Here is a 19,423-nt window from a genome sequence, read left to right as displayed (position 1 = left end):
GAGTGCGTCCGCTGCGGATCGGAGTCATCGGCTCGGGAGAGGCGGCGGCGGGGGACGCGGACCTGGCGCACGCCGTGGGCGCGGCTCTCGCCCGCGCGGGTGCGATCGTCGTTTGCGGCGGGATGGGCGGCGTCATGCGGGCGGCGGCGGACGGAGCTTGTTCGGAAGGAGGGACCGTGGTGGGGATTCTGCCCGGCGGCGACGCCGGGGCCGCGGCGGGAGGGGTCACGATCCCGATCCCGACCGGACTGGGGGAGGCGCGGAACGTCGTCGTGGCGCGGGCGTCCGAAGCGGTGATCGCGATTGCCGGCGAGTGGGGGACGCTCAGCGAGGCGGCGTTCTGCCGGAAGTTCGGGGTGCCCGTGATCGGGCTCGCCTCTTCCCTCCCGGAGGGCGTGGTCGAGGAGGTCGCGGACGGCCCCGCTCAAGCGGCGTCCCGGGCTCTGAAGCTTGCGGAGGCACGACGCGAGCTGAGTCGGCGACGGAGGGTGAACGCGTGACCGGATTCGTGCTCTTCGGCAGCATTCTCGTCGTGCTCCTCGTGACGACCATCTGGGCCGCGATTCGGGCGGGAGACGACACGGGTGCCTCGCTCGGCTCCGCGGAACGGCGCGACGCGGCCATCGAGGCGCTGAGGGACCTCGAGTTGGAATACCACACGGGGAAGCTCCGCGAGGAGGAGTACAGGCTCCTGCGCGCCCGTCTGGAGCGGGCCGCCATCGACGCCCGGGACGCCGTGGCCTCCGGACGGAAAGGACGGGAGCAGCGTCCGGGCGGGGACCGCGGAAACGCCCCGCCAGCCCCGAGCCGGTGCCCGGACTGCGAGCAGTCACTGGCCGGGACCGAAGCCTTCTGTCCCGCGTGTGGGGCCGTAGTCGCAACGCCTGTTTGACACCCCGTTGACGTGCCCCCCGAAGTTTGAAACGAGGCTCGAAAACGGACGCCGGACGCAGCGATGAGAGAAAAACCGAAGAAATTGCGAAAGGTCGTCCCGAGTCGTATTGTCAACGTCCGCTGCGGTGGGTGATCGGCTCCCCGTCATCGGCGCTGCGGAACCCTCGGGAATCGGGAGAGCGTGAAATGGGTGTGGAGATGAACCAGGAACAGAAGAAGGCGTTGTCCGTGGCCCTCAACCAGATCGAACGGGCTCACGGCAAGGGAGCCATCATGCGGCTCGGAACCGAAGGGGCGCGGGTGCGGATTCCGGCCATTTCGACCGGTGCGCTCAATCTGGACCACAGCACGGGAATCGGCGGCATCCCGAGGTCGCGCGTCACCGAGATCTTCGGCCCCGAGTCCTCGGGGAAGACCACTCTCACGCTCCACGTGATCGCGAACGCGCAGAAAGATGGGGGTGTGGCGGCGTTCATCGACGCCGAGCACGCGCTCGATGTGGGGTACGCAAAGAAGCTGGGGGTCGATGTCGAGAACCTCCTCGTGTCGCAGCCCGACACGGGCGAGCAGGCACTGGAGATCGCCGAAGTGCTCGTCCGATCCGGCGCGCTCGACGTCATCGTGGTGGACTCGGTGGCCGCTCTCGTACCCAGGGCGGAGATCGAAGGGGAGATGGGCGACTCGCACGTCGGCCTTCAGGCACGGTTGATGTCGCAGGCTCTCCGCAAGCTCACGGGCGCGATCGGGCGCTCCAACACCGCCGTCATCTTCACCAATCAGATTCGCGAGAAGATTGGTGTCATGTACGGGAGCCCCGAGACCACGACGGGTGGCCGGGCGCTGAAGTTCTATTCCTCGCTCCGACTGGACATCCGCCGGATCGCCTCCATCAAGGAAGGAAACAATCTGGTCGGAAGCCGGACACGCGTGAAGGTCGTCAAGAACAAGTGCGCACCGCCGTTCAAGCAGGCCGAGTTCGACATCATGTTCAACCAGGGCGTGAGCCGGGAGGGTCTGCTCGTGGACATGGGCGAGAGCATAGGCATCGTGAGCCGCGCGGGCGCCTGGTACTCATACGGTGACGATGTCCGGCTCGGGCAGGGGCGCGAAAACTCGAAGACCTTCCTGCGCGAGAATCCGGATATCGCGGAAGAGATCGAGGCCCGGATCCGCGACGAACTCGGAATGACCGTGCCGGAGCCGGACACGGCTGCGGCGGATGCGGACGCGGATAAGTCCAGGAACTCCCGGCCCCCCTCGAAGCAGGCGACCCGGCGTTAGTCTCGGCCCTCTGCCGCGACGCAGCCGGGGAACCTCTGCCAGGGGCGGCGGTCGGAGGCCGCCTTGACGGCCGGTAGCACGTGAACGAGATCACCGGCCTTGTCCCGGTCAAGCGCCGTTCCGGCTGGACGGACGTCCAGTTGGACGGCGTTTCCCTTGGTCGGCTTCGCGATGAAGATGTGCATGGACTGCGGCTCACCGTCGGGGTCCAGCTCGGACCGGAAAAACTCGAAGCTGTCCGGGCCGCGGCCGGGCGGGCCGAAGCGATGTCGGTCGGGCTGCGCTACCTTTCCGTGCGCCCGAGAAGTCGCCGGGAAGTGGAACGTCGGCTGGGGCGGGATCGGATCGACGGGGCCGCGATTCAACACGCGCTGGAACGTCTCGAAGCGCTGGGGTATCTCGACGATGCGCAGTTTGCGGCCAGCTTCGCCCGAGACCGCATCAGGCTCCGGCCCTGCGGGTCCCGTCGCATGCAGTCCGACCTTCTCGCACGAGGCGTGTCGCGGGAGGACGCGGATCGCGGCATCCGCGAGGCGATGGTGGAAGAGGACGCGACGGAAGAGGCACTGCTCCGTCGCGTCGCGACCGCTCGGGCGCGGAGGCTGACGGGAGCGGACCCGGCGAAGGCACGTCGACGGCTGTTCGACTACCTGGCCAGACGGGGGTTCGCCGCTGGCAGCATTCGGGCATGGATCGACGCGAACTGGCCGGATGAGGATGGCCCGGCGAGATAGCGCCGGACGGAACGGGAAAACGAGAGCCACGAGTCGGACGGATACACGATGAAGGCGGACGAACTCCGGCAGAGCTTCATCTCCTACTTCGAGCGGCAGGGGCACATACATCTGCCCAGCGGCCCGCTCGTCCCTGCGGATGACCCGACGCTCATGTTCACGAATGCCGGGATGGTGCAGTTCAAGGGCATCTTCACGGGAGAAACGGAGCGCCCCGACCGGCCCCGCGCAGTCACGTCCCAGAAGTGTCTGCGCGTCAGCGGCAAGCACAACGACCTCGAAGAAGTGGGGCGGACCGCGCGTCACCACACCTTCTTCGAGATGCTCGGGAACTTCTCCTTCGGCGACTACTTCAAGCGCGAGGCGATCGCTTTCGCCTGGGAGTGGGTGACCGGCGACCTCGGCCTGGAACCCGACCGACTGTGGGCCACGGTCCACCACGACGACGACGACGCGTTCAACCTCTGGCTGGAACTGACCTCGATTCCGGAGTCGCGCGTGCGGCGCCTGGGGGACAAGGACAACTTCTGGCAGATGGGGGATACCGGTCCGTGCGGTCCCTGCTCCGAGCTGCACTACGACCTGCGGACGGATCGCGATGACCGGATCACGGACGCGCAGTTCGAGGCGGCCGGCGAGGCGGACGCGATCATCGAGTTCTGGAACCTCGTGTTCATGCAGTTCGACCGCGCGCCGAACGGCACGGACACGCCGCTCCCCGCGCCCTCGATCGATACGGGGGCCGGACTCGAGCGCATCGCGGCCCTGCTGCAGGGCGTGGGAACGAACTACCACACGGACCTCTTCCTCCCGATCATCGAAGCGGCGGAGGAGGGTCTGGGGATCGCCTACTCGCGGGCGCCCGAAAACTGGGACGATGGTGTCGCGTTCCGCGTCCTGGCGGATCACGCGCGGGCGGTGGCGTTCCTGCTGGCCGATGGCGTCTTCCCCTCGAACGAGAAGCGGGGCTACGTGCTGCGGCGGATCCTGCGCCGCGGGGTCCGGCACTACTGGCTGCTGGGCCGTCGCGACCCGCTCCTGCACGACCTCGTGGACGTTGTCGTGGACCGCATGTCTGCGACATTCCCCGAGTTGGCGGCGAGGCGGGAGCACCTGCTCTCCACGACGCAAGCCGAGGAGGAACTCTTCCTCTCGACGATCGAGGGCGGCATGCGCGAGATCGATCGGGCCATGCCGCAGGGAGGTTCGGGTACGGTCGCGGGCGACGTCGCGTTCAAGCTCAAGGACACGTACGGCATCCCGGAAGACCTCACCGGCCTCATCGCCCGCGAGCGCGGCTACGAGGTCGACTGGAAAGGCTTCAGCGAAGCTCTGGAGGCCCAGCGCGTCCGTTCGCGCAAAGGGGCGCGTGCGACTCTTACAGGCGAGCTTGTCGGTTCCATTCAGGCGACCGCCTCCCTCGGCCCCCGTTCGCAGGAGTTCGTGGGTTACGGGGAACTTGAGATCGAAACCGACTGCCGGCGCTGGGCACGGGACGGGCTGCACGCGTTCCTTCTCGAGCGGAATCCCTTCTACCTGGAGAGCGGCGGCCAGGTCTCCGACACGGGACGCGTCATCGGGGACGGCTGGGCTGTCGACATCTCCACTGTCTGGGCCGACGACGACCGGACCGTGGTCGCGGGCACGCTGGCGGAAGGCTCGCTACCCGAGGCCGAGGGGGTGGTCAGCGACTATGTATGCGCACAGGTGGATCCGATCCGCCGCGATACGGAGCGGAACCACACGGCGACGCACCTGCTGCACGCCGCGCTCCGCAACCGGCTGGGCGAGCACGTGCAGCAGGCCGGATCGCTGGTGGCCCCGGATCGGCTTCGCTTCGACTTCAGCCATCGGGGTCCGCTGACGCCGGAGGAATGGGCGGACATCGAAGCGGAGGTGACGGAAGCGATCCTCGGGAACCACGATGTGGACGCATCGCAACGTGACTATGACGAGGCGATCGCGGCCGGCGCGATGGCCCTCTTCGGGGAGAAATACGGAGACATCGTGCGCGTGATCGAAGTTCCGGGTCTGAGTCTGGAGTTGTGCGGCGGGACGCACGTCCGCACGACCGGTCAGATCGGGACATTCAGGATTCTGTCCGAGACCGGGGTCGCGGCGGGGATCCGGCGTATCGAAGCAGTGACGGGGCAGGGGGCGTACCGACGCGAGCTGGAGCGGGATCGGATCATCACCGAACTGGCCGCGCGGTTGCGCTGCCCGCCGGCCGACCTGGCGGCCCGCATGGACCGGCTCCTCGAGGAACGTGACGCACTCGCCGAAGAAGTTAGGGGACAGAGGGGGGATGCCGCCGAACGACAACTGGAGACGCTGCTCGCTCGTGCGGGCGAGATGGGTGCGGCGGACGCGAACGGGGCCCGTTTCGTGGCGGGGCGGCTGGAGGTGCCCGGCGGTACCGACCTCGGCGCGCTTGGCGACCGCCTGCGCGGCGGGATGGGGTCGGGAGCCGCGGTCGTTCACGTCGTGTTCTCGGACGAGGATCGCCATGCGTTCATCTCCGTCGTCTCGGACGATCTCATCCGGCTCGGCGTCAAGGCCGGAGACCTCGTCCGCGTCTCCAGCCGGGCCACGGGTTCCGGCGGCGGCGGGAGCGCGCGCTTCGCTCAGGGTGGCGTGGGGGATCCGTCGCGCGCGGAAGATGGGCTCGGAGCCGCGAGGGCCTGGGCCGCCGAGCGTGTCCCCGCCTTGTCCGGTGGCTGAGGTGGCGGCCGATCCCGGCTCTCTCACGCTCGAAGCGTGGCTCGCGGGGCGGCTGGAGGGCGCTCCGGCGGAGTTGGCGGAGGCCGTGTGGCCGCTGGTTCGAGGGCGTCTGGAGGACGGCGAGGACGGCCTGGTCCATGCGGCGCTCGATGCCCTGGCGACGGTCGCGGACGGCGAAGCGGACCGCTCGGAGGCGGTCACCCTGCTCGCCGCGGACGCAATTCTCACCTACGCGCTCGAAGCGGCGGCCGAGCCGGCGCTGGGGGGAAGCGCCGCGCGGGCGCGCCGACTGGCGGATCGGACGGGGCCGCACGGATTGATCGGCGAGTACTTCGGAGCGCAGGAGGAGGCGAAGTGACGGCGCCGATGCCGGGACTCGCGGGCAGACGGGTACTCGTGACCGGCGGCTCGCGCGGGATCGGTCGCGCGACCGTACGAAGCCTCGCGGCGTCGGGCGCGTCCGTCGGCATCGCCTATCATCGTGCCGAGGCGGAGGCGCGGCAGGCGGTAGAGGAGGCGCGCGCGCTGGCCCCGGACGGCCGTCACTGGTGCGCCGGGGGCGATCTGGCCGACCCGGAGGCTTGTCGGGCTCTCTTCGAGCACGCCGATGCGGAATTCGGCGGACTCGACGGCTTCGTGGGCAACGCCGGGATCTGGAACGTGGAGCCGCGGCCTCTGGACGTGCTCGGGGCGGCGGAATGGCGTCTCATGATCGAGACGAACCTCACCTCGATCTATGCCAGCACGCGGGAAGCGGCGCGGCGCATGCGGGAGGACGGGCGAATCGTGCTCGTGTCCTCGACCGCGTCCCAGAGAGGGGAGGCGGAGCACAGCCACTACGCCGCATCGAAGGGTGCGATCAACGCGTTCTGCAAATCGATCGCGACCGAACTCGGTCCGCGTTCGATCAACGTGAACGCTGTCGCCCCGGGGTGGGTCGACACGGACATGGCCTCGCCCGCCCTTCAGGGAGATGCGGGGCGCGCCGCGCTGTCGCTCATTCCGCTTGGACGGGTCGCGAGCGCCGAGGACATCGCCGGTCCCATCTGTTTCCTTCTCTCCGACGCGGCCCGGCATATCACCGGAGAGATCCTGAACGTGAACGGCGGCAGCGTGCTGTGTGGCTGAGAATGCCGTGACCGGGATCGATCCGGGCCGGTTCTCCCCGCCGCCCGGGTTCTCCCGAACCGCGGCACGGCTGGAAGCCGCGGGGTTCGAGGCCTGGGCCGTCGGCGGCTCCATCCGCGACGCCTACGTCCAGCAGGTCGGACGGGCGCCCGGCCTGCCCGAGCCGGACTGGGACCTCACGACGGACGCCCGCCCGGACGACGTCATGTGTCTCTTTCGGCGGACCGTGCCGGTCGGGGTATCGCACGGGACCGTCACGGTGCTCGATGGGGACGACAGCTACGAGGTGACGACCTTTCGGCGTGATGTCGAGACGGATGGTCGCCACGCGCGGGTGGCCTTCGCCGACTCCATCGGGGAGGACCTGAGCCGCCGGGACTTCACGGCGAACGCGATCGCCTGGCGGCCCGCCTCCGGCGAGGTGCGCGACGAGTGGGGCGGCGCGGAGGATATCGAAGACGGGATCCTGCGCGCCGTGGGAGATGCCGATGCGCGCTTCCGCGAGGACTACCTGCGCGTCCTGCGCGGCTTCCGGTTCGCGGGGCGATTCGAGTGGGCGGTGGAGGCGCGCACGGACGAAGCGATGCGAGAGGCCGTGGGCGGTCTGTCCGGGCTGTCGGCCGAGCGCGTGCGCGAGGAGTTGCTCAAGGTCATGGCGGACCCGAAGCCTTCGGCCGCGCTGGACCTGTACGCGACGTGCGGGGCGCTGGGCCACTGGTATCCGGAGCTGCTGGGGCTGGCGGCCGATGGCGACGCGTGGAGGTCCGCGCTCGGCGCCGTCGATGCGGCTCCGGCGCAGGCAGGCAATGTGCGCCTGGCGAGTCTGCTCGTGTCCGCGTCCGACACGCCCGAGGGGCGCGCCGAAGCCGCCGAGTCGCTGCTCTCCCGTCTGAAGTTCTCCAACGCGGACCGGCGCTACGTCACCCGGCTCGCCCGGCTGTACCTCCCCTTCGTGGGCGCCCTGGACTCCGCGGCGGAGCATCGGCGCTGGCTCGCATCGGTCGGCGACGCGTGGGAAGACCTGTTCGCGCTGCACTTCGCCGTAGCCCGCCAAGCGGGAGAGACACGGGCGGAGCGCTACCTGGCGGCGACGCAGAAGCGCGTGCGGGAAGAGCGCGAGGGAGACCCGGCTCTGGATCTTGCAAGTCTCGCGGTCAAGGGAGACGACCTCCTCGCGCTCGGCATGTCGCCGGGTCCGCTCGTTCGGATGCTGCTGGAGGAGTTGCTCGAACAGGTCATCGAAGACCCGGGCCGCAACGAGTATGAACTCCTCCTCGAAGAGGCCCGGCGCCTGATCGAGATCGGCTCACTCGCGGAGGCCTCGCGGCCACGCGACGCGCTCGCGGCCGGCGACGGGCTGCCCGACGCCGATGACTGAGGCCGATGACTGACGAACCGAGCCTCTTCGCCGACGTGGAACCGGGCGCCGAGTCCGCGGATGCCGCGAAGCCGGGCGGGGCCGCCGGGACTCGAGATGCCGGCCTCACCGACTCGCCGCTCGCCGCCCGCATGCGGCCCCGTGCGCTCGAGGAGTTCGTCGGACAGCCGAAGCTCGTAGGCGAGCGCCAGCCCCTGCGCCAGCTCATTCAGAGCGGCCGCGTCCCGAGCCTCATCTTCTGGGGCCCGCCGGGGAACGGGTAAGACGACGCTGGCGGGACTGCTGGCCAGCCGCATGGAGGCTGCCTTCGTCCCCTTCTCGGCCGTGACCGATGGTATTCCGCGCGTCCGCCGCATCCTCGAAGAGGCGAAGGCGCGCCGCGCGGCCACCGGCCGCGGCACCGTCCTCTTCGTGGATGAAATCCATCGCTTCAACCGGGCGCAGCAGGATGCCCTCCTCCCGCACGTCGAGCGCGGCGCGGTCACGCTCATCGGGGCCACGACGGAGAACCCCAGCTTCGAGGTCGTCGGCCCGCTCCTGTCCCGCACGCGCGTCTTCGTGCTCGAGCCGCTGGCGCCGGAAGAGGTCACGGAAATCTGCGCTCGCGCGCTTCAGGACCGCGAGCGCGGCCTCGGAGACCGGAGCCTCCGCATAGACGCGGACGCGTTGACCCGACTCGGGGTCGAGGCGGATGGGGATGCCCGGCGCGCCCTGAACGCGCTCGAGACGGCGGCGGATCTTGCCGGCGTGGCCGGCGTCGCGGCGATCTCCGTCGAACATGTGGCGGCCGCACTGCAGAAACGGTTCGCGCGCTACGACAAGTCGGGCGAGGAGCACTTCAACCTCATCTCCGCCTTGCACAAGGCCGTGCGGGGCTCGGACGCGGACGCGGCGCTCTACTGGCTCGCGCGGATGCTGGACGGCGGCGAGGATCCCATGTACCTGGCCCGACGCATCGTGCGCATGGCCGCCGAGGATATCGGACTCGCGGACCCCGGTGCGCTGGCAGTCACGATCGCGGCGCGGGACGCGTACCACTTTCTCGGTAGCCCCGAAGGAGATCTGGCCCTGGCCCAGGCGGTCACGTACCTGGCCATCGCCCCGAAATCGAACGCGGTCTACCGGGCTTTCGGCGCCGCTGCCGGCGCGGCGCGCGAAACGCCCGCCGAGCCCGTCCCGTTCCATATTCGAAACGCGCCCACGCGGCTCATGAAGGAACTTGGGTACGGATCGGGGTACCGCTACGATCACGACGACGAAGACGGCGTGGCCGCCCAGTCCTACCTTCCGGAGTCGCTGAGCGGAAGCCGCTGGTACGATCCCGTGGAGCGCGGCTGGGAAGCGGACGCGAGGCGCCGGCTCGAAGCGATCCGCGACAGCCGGGCGCGGGCAGCGGCTGAAGCGGAGCCGGGGGTCGACAGGATGGAGGAGAATCGATCGACAGAGTGACTTCGGACCGGATGGCTGAGCGCGCGGTTCTCGTGGGCGCGCCTCCGCCCGACATGCCCCAGGAGACGGTGGACGAACACCTCGAGGAACTCGCCCGCCTCGCGGCGACGGCGGGAGCCGATGTCCGGGGCACGGTCGTCCAGCGTCTGCGCACGCCGAACGCCTCGACCTTCATCGGCAAGGGGAAGGTCGAACGCCTGTCGGCGGCGCTCCGCGAGCACGATGCGACGCTCGCCATCTTCGACGAGGAACTCACGCCCGCCCAGGGGGCGAATCTTGAAGCGGCGCTGAGGGTGCGCGCGCTCGACCGGACCGAACTCATCCTCGACATCTTCGCGCTGCGGGCCCGGACCTCGGAAGCGAAGCTCCAGGTGGAGCTCGCCCAGCTTCAGTACATGCGGACCCGATTGAAGCGCATGTGGACCCACCTTTCTCGCGAAGGCGGGGGCATCGGCGCGCGCGGACCCGGGGAGCAGCAGATCGAGACCGACCGCCGACTCATCGACCGGCGCCTGGCCCGGCTGCGCCGCAAGCTCGGCCACATCGCGCGGGCGCGGGTCACGCAGCGCCGGGCACGGAGCGAGCAGTTCACCGTGGCCCTCACGGGCTATACGAATGCGGGCAAGTCCTCCATCCTGCGCGGCCTGTCGGGCTCGGACGTCTTCGTGGAGGATCGGCTATTCGCGACGGTGGACTCGGCGACCCGGGTTTGCGATCTCGAAGGCCCGGGTCCGATCCTCCTCACCGATACCGTGGGGTTCATCCGGAAGCTGCCGCATCATCTCGTGGCGTCCTTCCGGGCGACGATGGAAGAACTCGCCGAGGCCAACCTCCTGCTGCATGTGATCGATGCGTCGTCGCCGAGCCGGGACGCACAGCGAGAGGCCGTGGAGGGAGTGCTGGCGGAGGCCGGCATGGCGGACCGTCCGGTGGTCGAGGTCTACAACAAGATCGATCGGCTCACGCACGAGGAGGAGCGGGCGCTGCGTGAGCGGGCCGCGGCGAACGGTCGGCCGCACGTTCTGACGTCGATCGTGGAGGAGGGTGGATTGGATCCGCTGCGCGAGGCCCTTCAGGCCGCGATGCGGGCCCGCCTCGAGACGGTGCGGGTGAGCCTGCCCATCGGGGACGGCGCCCGACTGGCCGAGGCGTACCGCGAGGGCGAGGTGCTGGAGCGGGTGTACGAAGCCGGGTGCGTGGTAATCGTGGCCCGCGTACCCGTCGCGGTGGCCGGCCGCTGGCGCGAGAGCGGCCTGGCCGTGGAGCGGGCCGACGCCGCCTGACGCAGCGGGCCGCGAGGCCGAATAACGGGAGCACATCATGGCGAACAGCAGCTTCTCGCACCTGGTCGACTGCCGACTGTGCGTGAACATCGATCACGTGGCGACGGTGCGGCAGGCGCGCGGCACGGACGAACCCGATCCGGTGCGGGCCGCCGTGCTCGCCGAACTCGGGGGCGCGAACGGGATCACGGTGCACCTGCGAGAGGATCGCCGGCACATCCAGGACCGCGACGTGGGACTCCTGCAGCAGACGGTGCGCACGCTCGTCAACCTCGAACTCGCGGCCGAGGAAGAGGTGCTCGCCCTCGCCGAGCGCTGGCGGCCGGCGCAGGCCACGCTCGTCCCCGAGAAGAGGGAGGAACTGACGACGGAAGGCGGACTGGACCTGTCCGTCGATCCGGCCCGCATCGCCGCCGCCGTGGCGCGGCTGCAGGACGCCGGGATCCGCACCTCGCTCTTCATCGACCCCGATCCCGCGGCCGTGGATGCCTCGGCGGAAGCGGGCGCCGCCGCGATCGAACTCCACACCGGCGAATACGCCAACGCACCGGACCAGGCGCACGCCGACCACGAACTGGCGCGGCTGGAGGATGCGGCGGCCCGGGCGGAAGCCGCCGGCCTCGGGGTGCACGCCGGACACGGACTCACCTACGAGAACGTTCAGCCGGTGGCGGCGATCGCGGAGTGTGAGGAACTCAACATCGGCCACTCGATCGTGAGCCGCTCCGTGCTCGTGGGGATGGAGCGCGCGGTGCTCGAGATGTCGGAACTCGTGCGCGAGGCGCGCGGGTGAAAGGCCGCCTCACAGTCCTCATCGGCGTCCTCGTCTCCGTCGCGCTTCTTGTCTGGGCGTTGCGGGACGTCTCGGCAGCCGAACTCCTGAGACACCTGGGCGAGGCGAACGTGTGGCTGCTGCTGGCCGCCACGGTGGTCGCAACGCTCACCTTCAACATCCGCGCGATACGGTGGGAGATCCTCCTCCGCGCCTCGAACGGGAGCCTGCCGTTCGGTTCGCGTTACGCGGCCGTGTGCATCGGCTTCATGGCGAACAACGTCCTCCCCGGCCGGCTCGGGGAGTTCGCCCGCGCCTACTCGCTGTCTCGGATCACCCCGGTGCCGCTGACCGCCGCGCTGGCCTCGCTCATCGTGGAGCGTCTGCTCGACGCGATCGTCCTCATGGTCTTCCTCGTCCCCGCCTTCTTCATCGTAGGGGTCGACGAAGCCGCCTCCGGAACGCTGCGCGACCTGTTCACGGTGGGGGTCATCCTCGTCTCCGCGAACCTGATTGCGCTCGCCCTGCTCGTCCGCTTCCCGAACCGCTTCCTCCGGCTCGCGGCCAAGTGGTCTCATCGGCTCGCACCGGACCGCGTCGCCGACCGGATCACGGACGTGCTTGCTGCATTTGTCGCCGGTCTCGGGGCGCTGCGCCACGCGCACGTCTTCGCCCGCGCAATGCTGTGGTCGTTCGCCGTGTGGGGCTGGAACGCCTTTTCGTTCTATCTCGGGTTCCTCGCGTTCGACATCGTCAGGCCCGGGTTCCTCGGCGCGCTCGTCCTCCAGACGACGATCAGTTTCGCCGTCGCGATTCCGTCGACGCCGGGGTACTTCGGACCGTTCGAGACGGCGGCCCGCGTCGCGCTTGAACTCCATCAGATCGAGCCGGCGAGAATCATCAGCTTCGCCGCGGGCTACCACATCCTCACCTTCCTGCCCATCACGGTACTCGGGATCTGGTACATGCGGCGCCTCGGGATCAGCCGCCGTGAACTGGGACCGAGAGAGCGGCGAGCGCCGGAAGCCTCGGCGTGAGGGGTGCGGGGGAGGTCGGGAGCGCGGAAGCACACGCGAAGATCAACCTGCGCCTGCGCGTGTTCGCCCGGGACGAAACGGGCTTTCACGGCGTCGAGACCATACTCGCCCGCACCAGCATCTCCGACACCGTCAGCCTCTCCGAGTTCGAGCCGGAGGCTGCTCGGGCAGGCGTCGGTCTCTCCGTCGACGGACCGCTGTCGGAGGGTGTTCCGGATGGACCTTCGAATCTCTGCTGGCAGGCGGCGGCAGGGTTCCTCGACCGGGCCTTCGGGAGGCGGAGGCGGCCTGCCGTCCACATCCGCCTCACGAAGCGGATCCCGATGGGGAGCGGACTCGGCGGGGGAAGCGCGGACGCGGGCGCGACACTGCGCCTGCTCGCGGACCGGTGGCCCCGCCTGGATGAAGGCGAACTCCTGTCCCTCGCCGGCGAGATCGGGAGCGACGTGCCTTTCGCCCTCCTCGGGGTACCGATGGCCCTGGGCTGGGAGCGCGGGCGCCGGCTCCTCCCGCTCCGGCCGCCCCGACCGCGGCCCGCGTTGCTCGTCTGCTCCGGAATCCACGTCTCCACCCCCGAGGCGTATGGCTGGCTCGGGCGCACGGACGTCGATGCCGGAGGGGCCTCGGTGTTTCCGGGCGGGACGAGGTTGACGGAGTGGGGCTCCCTCGATCGTCTCGTCCGAAACGACCTCGAGGCGCCCGTCCTCTCCCGGCATCCGGTACTGTCGGAACTCCTCGAACGGCTTCGGTCGTGCGATCCGACGGTGGCCGCGATGACCGGATCGGGCTCCGCTCTGTTTGCGATCTTCCGCGACGACAGGGAGCGCGCGCGCGCCCGCCGAAGCCTTGCGGGGTTCGAGGGCACCGGAGATCCCCGAATAGAGGAGATCACGCTCCCCGTCTGATTGACTCGCTCTGCCGCGTCGCGTCATGTTCGGCGCTTCTGGCCCCTCGTCTAATGGCAAGACACCGGCCTTTGGAGCCGATGATCCAGGTTCGACCCCTGGGGGGCCAATCCCATGCCTGATTCCAACCCCCGCCCCGACGGGCGGGCCAACCGGCTCGCGCGGGAGAAGAGCCCCTATCTTCTCCAGCACGCCCTCAATCCCGTGGACTGGGTTCCATGGGATGAGGAGGCGTTCGAGCGCGCGCGGGTCGAGGATCGCCCGATCTTTCTCTCCATCGGGTACGCCACTTGCCACTGGTGCCACGTGATGGAGCGCGAGTCCTTCGAGGACGCGGATGTGGCCGCGCTCCTCAACCGGGACTTCGTGTCGATCAAGGTGGACCGCGAGGAACGGCCGGACATCGACGGCGTCTACATGACGGCGTGCCAACTCATGACGGGGCAGGGGGGATGGCCGCTCACGATCGTGATGACGCCGGACAAGCAGCCCTTCTTCGCCGGGACTTACTTCCCGCGCGAGAGCGTGGCCGGGCGGGCGGGAATGCTGGACCTGCTGCCGCGGCTCGCAGCTCTGTGGCGGGAGCGGCGGGCGGACGTCGAGGCGGCGGGCGTTTCGGCCCTGGCTGCCATCCGGGAAGTCGAGGTCCGCGGCCTGGGTTCGATGGACGGTGTACTCGACGAAGACACGTTGCGCCGCGGCTTCAGCGACCTGCTGGCCCGCTACGACCCCCACCAGGGAGGGTTCTCCCGGGCCCCGAAATTCCCCGCGCCGCACCAACTCCTCTTCCTCCTGCGATGGAGCGACCGCACCGGCGACCGGCGCGGCGTGGAGATGGTCGAGAAGACGCTCGTATCGATGCGTCGGGGAGGGATCTTCGACCACGTAGGGTACGGCTTCCACCGCTACTCGACGGACGCACGCTGGCTCGTGCCGCACTTCGAGAAAATGCTGTACGACCAGGCGCTGCTTGCCATGGCGTACACGGAGTTGTGGCAGATGACGGGCGACGACGCACACCGCACCGTGGCGCACGAGATCTACGAGTATGTGGCGCGCGACCTCACGGACGCGGAGGGCGGATTCCATTCCGCGGAGGACGCCGACAGCGAGGGCCGGGAGGGGGCGTTCTACGTCTGGACCCGGGACGAATTCGATGCCGTGCTCGGGCCGGCGCTCGGGGAGGATGGCACCCGGCTCGCGAGACGCGCGTTCCGCGTCGAGGCTCGCGGCAACTTCGCCGATGAGGCGTCGGGGCTGCGCACGGGCGAGAACATCCTTCACGTGGGCGAAACGACCGCGGAGATCGCGGCGGCGCTCGGGGAGGAAGTCGATCGGATCGAAGAACGGCTGGAAGAGGCCCGGCGCGTCCTGTTCGCGACGCGCTCGACGCGCGAGCGTCCGCTTCTGGACGACAAGGTTCTGACCGACTGGAACGGGCTCATGATCGCGGCGCTGGCCCGAAGCGGACTCGCGTTCGGCGACGAATCGCTTGTCGAGGCGGCGGCGCAGGCGGCCGACTTCATCCTCGACCGGCTCCGGGACGAGGAGGGGACGCTGCTCCACCGCTACCGGGACGGGGACTCGGCCATCGTGGCGGGGGCGGCGGACCACGCCTGCCTCGCCTGGGGGCTGATCGAACTCTACGGTGCGACCTTCGACCCGCGCTGGCTCCGGTCGGCCAGGGAGGTGGTGGACGCGCTGCTGGAGCGCTTCTGGGACCCCGACCGCCTCGGCGTGTTCAACGTCGATGCGGCGCAGAGCGACCTGCCCGTACGCCAGAAGGAGCTATACGACGGCGCCACGCCCTCGGCCAACGCGACCACCTGGTACGTGCTCCTCCGGCTGGGCCGGCTCACGGGCGACCTCGAACTCCTCGACCGGGCGGAATCCCTGCGCCGGGCTCTGGCGGGCCCCGTCGGCGGCGCACCCTCCGCGCACACCATGTCGCTCGTCGCCCTCGACCTCGCGCTCGGACCGTCGCAGGAAGTCGTCGTCACCGGAGACCCCGACGCCGCCGGCACGCGCCGCCTGCTCGACGCGCTTGCCGGCCGCTACGGCCCCCGGACGTCCGTCCTCTTCAAGCCCGCGGGTGGGGGGCCTGACGCGCCCGGACCGCCCGCGGCGGAGCTGCTCGAGGAGATCGCGCCCTTCACCGGGCCGCACGATCTCGTGGACGGGAAGGCGGCGGCGTATGTCTGCTCGGGCTTCGCGTGCCGGCGCCCGACGACCGACGTGACCGAAATGGTCAAGCAACTCACCTGATTCGTCCCGCAAGAGACACGGAGTTCAAGGCATGGGCCTGGACCAGACAATCTACGGAAACACGCTTGCGGCCTGGCTGATCGCCGCCGGCATCTACGCCTTCACCACCTTGGCGCTGTGGCTCCTCGAACGCTACGCGCTGCGGGCCTTCGCGCGCTTCGCGAGCCAGACCCGGACCTCGGTCGACGATCTCGTCGCTGGCGTGCTCGGCGAGACGAAGTTCGGTCTCATCCTCTTCGTGGCGCTCTTCGCCGCCTCGCTCGTGCTCGAACTCGATGCCGTGGTGGCGCTCGTCATTCGCCGCGCCGCGGTCATCGCCATCGTCGTTCAGGGCGGGATCTGGGCCAGCGCCGCGATCGCCTTCTGGGTGCGGCGGTTCGTGGATGCCACGGCGGGCGAGGACGCGGAGGCCGTGACCATGGTCAGCGCGCTCTCCTTCGTGGGCCGGCTCGCGGTGTGGTCCCTCGTCCTCCTCCTCATCCTCGACAACCTCGGGGTCGAGGTCGCGGCCCTGCTCGCGGGCCTCGGCATCGGCGGCATCGCCGTCGCCCTCGCGGCCCAGAACGTGCTCGGCGACCTGCTCGCGTCGCTCTCCATCATCCTCGACAAACCCTTCGTCATCGGCGACTTCCTGGTCATCGGCGACTTCCAGGGGTCGGTGGAGCACATCGGCCTCAAGACGACCCGGCTGCGCAGCCTCGGCGGCGAGCAACTCATCCTCGGAAACAGCGATGTGATCAACACCCGGATCCGGAACCTCGGGCGCATGGCGGACCGGCGCGGGGCGCTGAAGGTCGGCGTGACCTACGAGACGCCGCGCGAACTCCTGGCGCAGATCCCCGGCTGGATCGAGGAGATCGTGGCGGCGCAGGAGGAGACCCGCTTCGACCGCTGCCACCTCTCGGGCTTCGCGGACTCCGCGATCGAGTTCGACACCATCTTCTACATGACCGTGCCCGAATACGACCGCTTCATGGATTCGAAGCAGGCGGTGCTGCTCGCGATCCACGAGCAGTTCGAGGCGCACGGGGTCGAATTCGCCTACCCGACGCAGGTGATCTACACGATTCCGGCGGGTCCGGCGGCAGAGTAACCGCCGCGCGCTCGAGGCCGGGCGCTCGTTGACAGGAACCCGCGTGAATCGGTAGTCTGGGCGGCTGTCGCCGCGGGGTGCGGCCTCGCGGCACACGGGTTCGGGACCCGCACAGTTTCTCTCCATTCCGGCAAGGCCTCCGCGTGCGTGCGGAGCGACGAGCGCCGGAACCAGACCAGCGAGCCAGTCGACACGCATGGATACAACGGACTTCTCGTTCCACACGAGTCCGATCATGCTGCTTTCGGGTACGGCGAATCCCGCCCTCGCGCAGGGCATCGCCGACGTGCTCCGAGAGCGGCTCTGCGACGTCACGATCAAGCGGTTCGCCGACGGCGAGATCTTCGTCCGCATCGATGAGAACGTGCGCGGGCGCGACGTCTTCCTCATCCAGCCCACGAACCCGCCGGCGGAGAACGTGCTCGAACTGCTGATCCTGATCGACGCGGCGAAGCGCGCCTCGGCGGCGAGGGTCACGGCGGTCGTGCCCTACTACGGGTATGGCCGCTCCGACCGGAAGGATCAGCCGCGCGTATCGATCGCGGCGAAGCTGCTCGCGAACCTGATGACGGCGGCCGGCGCGGACAGGGTGCTCTCGATCGACTTTCACCAGCACCAGATCCAGGGCTTCTTCGACATTCCCGTGGACCACCTGTACGCGGCCCCGGTCTTCCGGCGCTACTACGAGATGAAGAAGCTGGACAATCTGGTCGTCGTCGCGACGGACGTGAGCGCCGCGAAGATGGCGCGGGGCTACGCGCGCCGCCTCGGGGGAGACCTTGCGATCATCGACAAGCGGCGTCCGGCGCCGAACGAGGCGGAGGTCTCGAACATCGTGGGCGAAGTCGAAGGGAAGCACTGCATCGTGCCCGACGACATGATCGACACCGCCGGGACCATGGTGTCGACGATCGAAGTGCTCAAGGAGCGCGGCGCGCTGGACGTCTACGTCCTCGCCACGCACCCGCTCTTCTCGGGGCCGGCGCTCGAGCGCCTCGCGTCAGCCGATGTGAAGGAGATCACGGTGACGGACACTGTGCCGCTCGCCCCGGGAGTGATGGAAGCGCTCCCCAACCTGACCGTGCTGTCGGTAGCGAGCCTGCTCGCGCAGGCCATCGAGAGTACGCACACGAACAGTTCCGTGAGCAAACTGTTCAAGTAGCGGACCGTTCAAGTGCGGAATCAGGGAACCGAAAAGAAAACCGAGAGAATGATGACGAACGAATCCGTCAGACTGACTGCGCAGACGCGCACCACCTCCGGAAAGGGCGCGGCGCGACAACTCCGCCGGAGCGGCCAGTTGCCCGCGGTCGTGTACGGCCGCCGCGACGAGACCGAGTCGCTGGCGCTCGACACGCATGAGCTTTCGCGCCTCCTGAGCCAAGTCCATGCGGCCACGACCGTAATCGACCTCGAGGTCGACGGCGGCGAGCCGCGCCCGGTCCTGATCCGCGAGATCCAGCGCCACCCGTATCGACCCCAGCTTCTGCACGTGGACTTCTTCGAGATCCGCGCGGACGTGAAGATCCGGGTGCCGATCCCGGTCCACCTCGTAGGGAGTCCAGCCGGCGTGGAGATGGGCGGGATGCTCCAGTTCCTCCGGCATGAGCTCGAAGTCGAGTGTCTGCCGAACGAGATTCCGAGCGGATTCGAGGTCGACACCTCCGAACTCGAGATCGGGGACTCGCTTCATGTCTCGGACGTTGACGCGGGCGGGGTCACGATCCTCGACGACGAAACGACCACGATATGCACGGTCGTGCCGCCGGCCCTCGAAGAAGAAGAGGAAGTCGACGAGGAACTGGGCGAGGAAGTGGAAGGCGAGGAGGCCGAAGCCGCGAGCGACGAGCCGGAGGAGGACTGAGCCGGAGGCCGGGTCGGGTCCGTCGGCGCGATGCGGCTGCTGCTCGCGCTGGGCAACCCCGGCGCGAAGTACCGGGATACGCGGCACAACATCGGTTGGTGGCTCGCGGATCGCTTGGCGCGCCGATGGGGCGCCGAGCCGTTTCGCACGGACGGGGCCACCGCGTGGGCGACGGGATCCGGGCGGCCGGGGGTGGAGATCCACAAGCCGCTGACGTACATGAACCGGAGCGGCGAGGCGCTGGCGGCGCTGCGCGCGGCGCGGCGGTTCGACCCGGCAACCGACATCCTCGTCCTCGTCGACGATGTCGCGCTGCCGGCCGGGCGCCTTCGCGTGCGAAAGAGGGGGTCGCCGGGTGGGCACAACGGTCTCGCCTCGATATCGGCGAGTCTCGATTCGAACGATTACGGTCGCCTCAGGCTCGGCGTCGGGCGGCCGCCGGACGAGCGCATCGACCTGGCGGCCTGGGTGTTGGCACGGATGCCGCGAGCGGAGGAGGAAGAAGCGCTGGGCGCCTTCCCCCGAGCCGTGGACGCGGTGGAGTACTGGCTGGACCATGGTGTGGAAGCGGCGATGAACCGCTTCAACCGTCCGGGGTGAACCCCCGCTGACCGGGGAA

The 19,423-nt window shown here is 69.3% G+C and carries 17 protein-coding genes, 1 tRNA gene and 1 pseudogene; all 19 read left to right on the top strand.

Going from position 1 to position 19,423, the window contains the following annotated elements:
- Positions 1-2: 2 nt before the first annotated feature.
- The 19 genes and pseudogenes from ACOOGH_RS09640 to pth all read left to right on the top strand — a co-directional run bounded on the left by ACOOGH_RS09640 (position 3) and on the right by pth (position 19,404).
- Positions 3-500: a TIGR00725 family protein gene (locus tag ACOOGH_RS09640; protein ID WP_420448707.1), complete on the top strand. Its 498-nt coding sequence runs from the start codon at positions 3-5 to the stop codon at positions 498-500.
- The gene (locus ACOOGH_RS09635) at positions 497-892 is read left to right on the top strand and encodes a hypothetical protein (protein WP_420448706.1); all 396 of its coding nucleotides are present in this window, start codon (positions 497-499) and stop codon (positions 890-892) included. The genes ACOOGH_RS09640 and ACOOGH_RS09635 overlap by 4 nt, the downstream gene beginning before the upstream one ends.
- 188 nt (positions 893-1,080) lie before the next feature.
- Positions 1,081-2,175, top strand: coding sequence for a recombinase RecA (gene recA, locus ACOOGH_RS09630; RefSeq protein ID WP_420448705.1), 1,095 nt, complete (start codon positions 1,081-1,083; stop codon positions 2,173-2,175).
- 80 nt (positions 2,176-2,255) lie between these two features.
- Complete coding sequence (locus ACOOGH_RS09625) at positions 2,256-2,909, top strand: regulatory protein RecX (protein ID WP_420448704.1); 654 nt, start codon at positions 2,256-2,258, stop codon at positions 2,907-2,909.
- Between the two features lie 48 nt (positions 2,910-2,957).
- Positions 2,958-5,630: an alanine--tRNA ligase gene (gene alaS / locus ACOOGH_RS09620; protein ID WP_420448703.1), complete on the top strand. Its 2,673-nt coding sequence runs from the start codon at positions 2,958-2,960 to the stop codon at positions 5,628-5,630.
- A 1-nt stretch (position 5,631) separates the two neighbouring features.
- Complete coding sequence (locus ACOOGH_RS09615) at positions 5,632-5,988, top strand: hypothetical protein (protein WP_420448702.1); 357 nt, start codon at positions 5,632-5,634, stop codon at positions 5,986-5,988.
- Complete coding sequence (locus ACOOGH_RS09610) at positions 5,985-6,758, top strand: SDR family NAD(P)-dependent oxidoreductase (RefSeq protein WP_420448701.1); 774 nt, start codon at positions 5,985-5,987, stop codon at positions 6,756-6,758. The genes ACOOGH_RS09615 and ACOOGH_RS09610 overlap by 4 nt, the downstream gene beginning before the upstream one ends.
- A gap of 7 nt (positions 6,759-6,765) precedes the next feature.
- Positions 6,766-8,136, top strand: a complete 1,371-nt coding sequence (locus ACOOGH_RS09605; protein ID WP_420448700.1) for a CCA tRNA nucleotidyltransferase — start codon at positions 6,766-6,768, stop codon at positions 8,134-8,136.
- 131 nt (positions 8,137-8,267) lie between these two features.
- Positions 8,268-9,585, top strand: a pseudogene (locus ACOOGH_RS09600) (replication-associated recombination protein A).
- Positions 9,582-10,868 carry a GTPase HflX gene (gene hflX, locus ACOOGH_RS09595; protein WP_420448699.1) on the top strand — a complete coding sequence of 429 codons (1,287 nt, stop codon included), beginning with the start codon at positions 9,582-9,584 and terminating at the stop codon, positions 10,866-10,868. The pseudogene ACOOGH_RS09600 and the gene hflX overlap by 4 nt, the downstream one beginning before the upstream one ends.
- A gap of 37 nt (positions 10,869-10,905) precedes the next feature.
- Positions 10,906-11,661, top strand: coding sequence for a pyridoxine 5'-phosphate synthase (locus ACOOGH_RS09590; protein ID WP_420448698.1), 756 nt, complete (start codon positions 10,906-10,908; stop codon positions 11,659-11,661).
- Positions 11,658-12,677 carry a lysylphosphatidylglycerol synthase transmembrane domain-containing protein gene (locus ACOOGH_RS09585; RefSeq protein ID WP_420448697.1) on the top strand — a complete coding sequence of 340 codons (1,020 nt, stop codon included), beginning with the start codon at positions 11,658-11,660 and terminating at the stop codon, positions 12,675-12,677. The genes ACOOGH_RS09590 and ACOOGH_RS09585 overlap by 4 nt, the downstream gene beginning before the upstream one ends.
- Complete coding sequence (locus tag ACOOGH_RS09580; RefSeq protein WP_420448696.1) at positions 12,674-13,582, top strand: 4-(cytidine 5'-diphospho)-2-C-methyl-D-erythritol kinase; 909 nt, start codon at positions 12,674-12,676, stop codon at positions 13,580-13,582. Before ACOOGH_RS09585 ends, ACOOGH_RS09580 begins: the two co-directional genes overlap by 4 nt.
- Before the next feature lie 39 nt (positions 13,583-13,621).
- Positions 13,622-13,692 (top strand) — tRNA-Gln (locus ACOOGH_RS09575).
- 4 nt (positions 13,693-13,696) lie between these two features.
- Positions 13,697-15,847, top strand: coding sequence for a thioredoxin domain-containing protein (locus ACOOGH_RS09570; protein ID WP_420448695.1), 2,151 nt, complete (start codon positions 13,697-13,699; stop codon positions 15,845-15,847).
- Positions 15,848-15,878: 31 nt separating this feature from the next.
- Positions 15,879-16,940, top strand: a complete 1,062-nt coding sequence (locus ACOOGH_RS09565; RefSeq protein WP_420448694.1) for a mechanosensitive ion channel family protein — start codon at positions 15,879-15,881, stop codon at positions 16,938-16,940.
- A 196-nt stretch (positions 16,941-17,136) separates the two neighbouring features.
- Positions 17,137-18,102 (top strand): ribose-phosphate diphosphokinase, encoded by a 966-nt coding sequence (locus tag ACOOGH_RS09560; RefSeq protein WP_420448693.1) that lies wholly within the window; start codon positions 17,137-17,139, stop codon positions 18,100-18,102.
- A gap of 48 nt (positions 18,103-18,150) precedes the next feature.
- Complete coding sequence (locus ACOOGH_RS09555) at positions 18,151-18,804, top strand: 50S ribosomal protein L25/general stress protein Ctc (RefSeq protein ID WP_420448692.1); 654 nt, start codon at positions 18,151-18,153, stop codon at positions 18,802-18,804.
- A gap of 30 nt (positions 18,805-18,834) precedes the next feature.
- The gene (gene pth / locus ACOOGH_RS09550; RefSeq protein ID WP_420448691.1) at positions 18,835-19,404 is read left to right on the top strand and encodes an aminoacyl-tRNA hydrolase; all 570 of its coding nucleotides are present in this window, start codon (positions 18,835-18,837) and stop codon (positions 19,402-19,404) included.
- Positions 19,405-19,423: the final 19 nt, after the last annotated feature.

This window comes from Candidatus Palauibacter sp. (assembly GCF_965213655.1).
Lineage (GTDB): Bacteria > Gemmatimonadota > Gemmatimonadetes > Palauibacterales > Palauibacteraceae > Palauibacter.
Note: the sequence above shows the minus strand (reverse complement) of the source record. Positions and strands in the feature narration are given on the sequence as shown.

Coding starts and splice junctions, on each gene's coding strand:
- ACOOGH_RS09590 (WP_420448698.1), top strand. CDS start 10,906: ATGGCGAACAGCAGCTTCTCGCACCTGGTCGACTGCCGACTGTGCGTG.
- ACOOGH_RS09560 (WP_420448693.1), top strand. CDS start 17,137: ATGGATACAACGGACTTCTCGTTCCACACGAGTCCGATCATGCTGCTT.
- ACOOGH_RS09565 (WP_420448694.1), top strand. CDS start 15,879: ATGGGCCTGGACCAGACAATCTACGGAAACACGCTTGCGGCCTGGCTG.
- recA (WP_420448705.1), top strand. CDS start 1,081: ATGGGTGTGGAGATGAACCAGGAACAGAAGAAGGCGTTGTCCGTGGCC.
- alaS (WP_420448703.1), top strand. CDS start 2,958: ATGAAGGCGGACGAACTCCGGCAGAGCTTCATCTCCTACTTCGAGCGG.
- pth (WP_420448691.1), top strand. CDS start 18,835: ATGCGGCTGCTGCTCGCGCTGGGCAACCCCGGCGCGAAGTACCGGGAT.
- ACOOGH_RS09570 (WP_420448695.1), top strand. CDS start 13,697: ATGCCTGATTCCAACCCCCGCCCCGACGGGCGGGCCAACCGGCTCGCG.
- ACOOGH_RS09555 (WP_420448692.1), top strand. CDS start 18,151: ATGATGACGAACGAATCCGTCAGACTGACTGCGCAGACGCGCACCACC.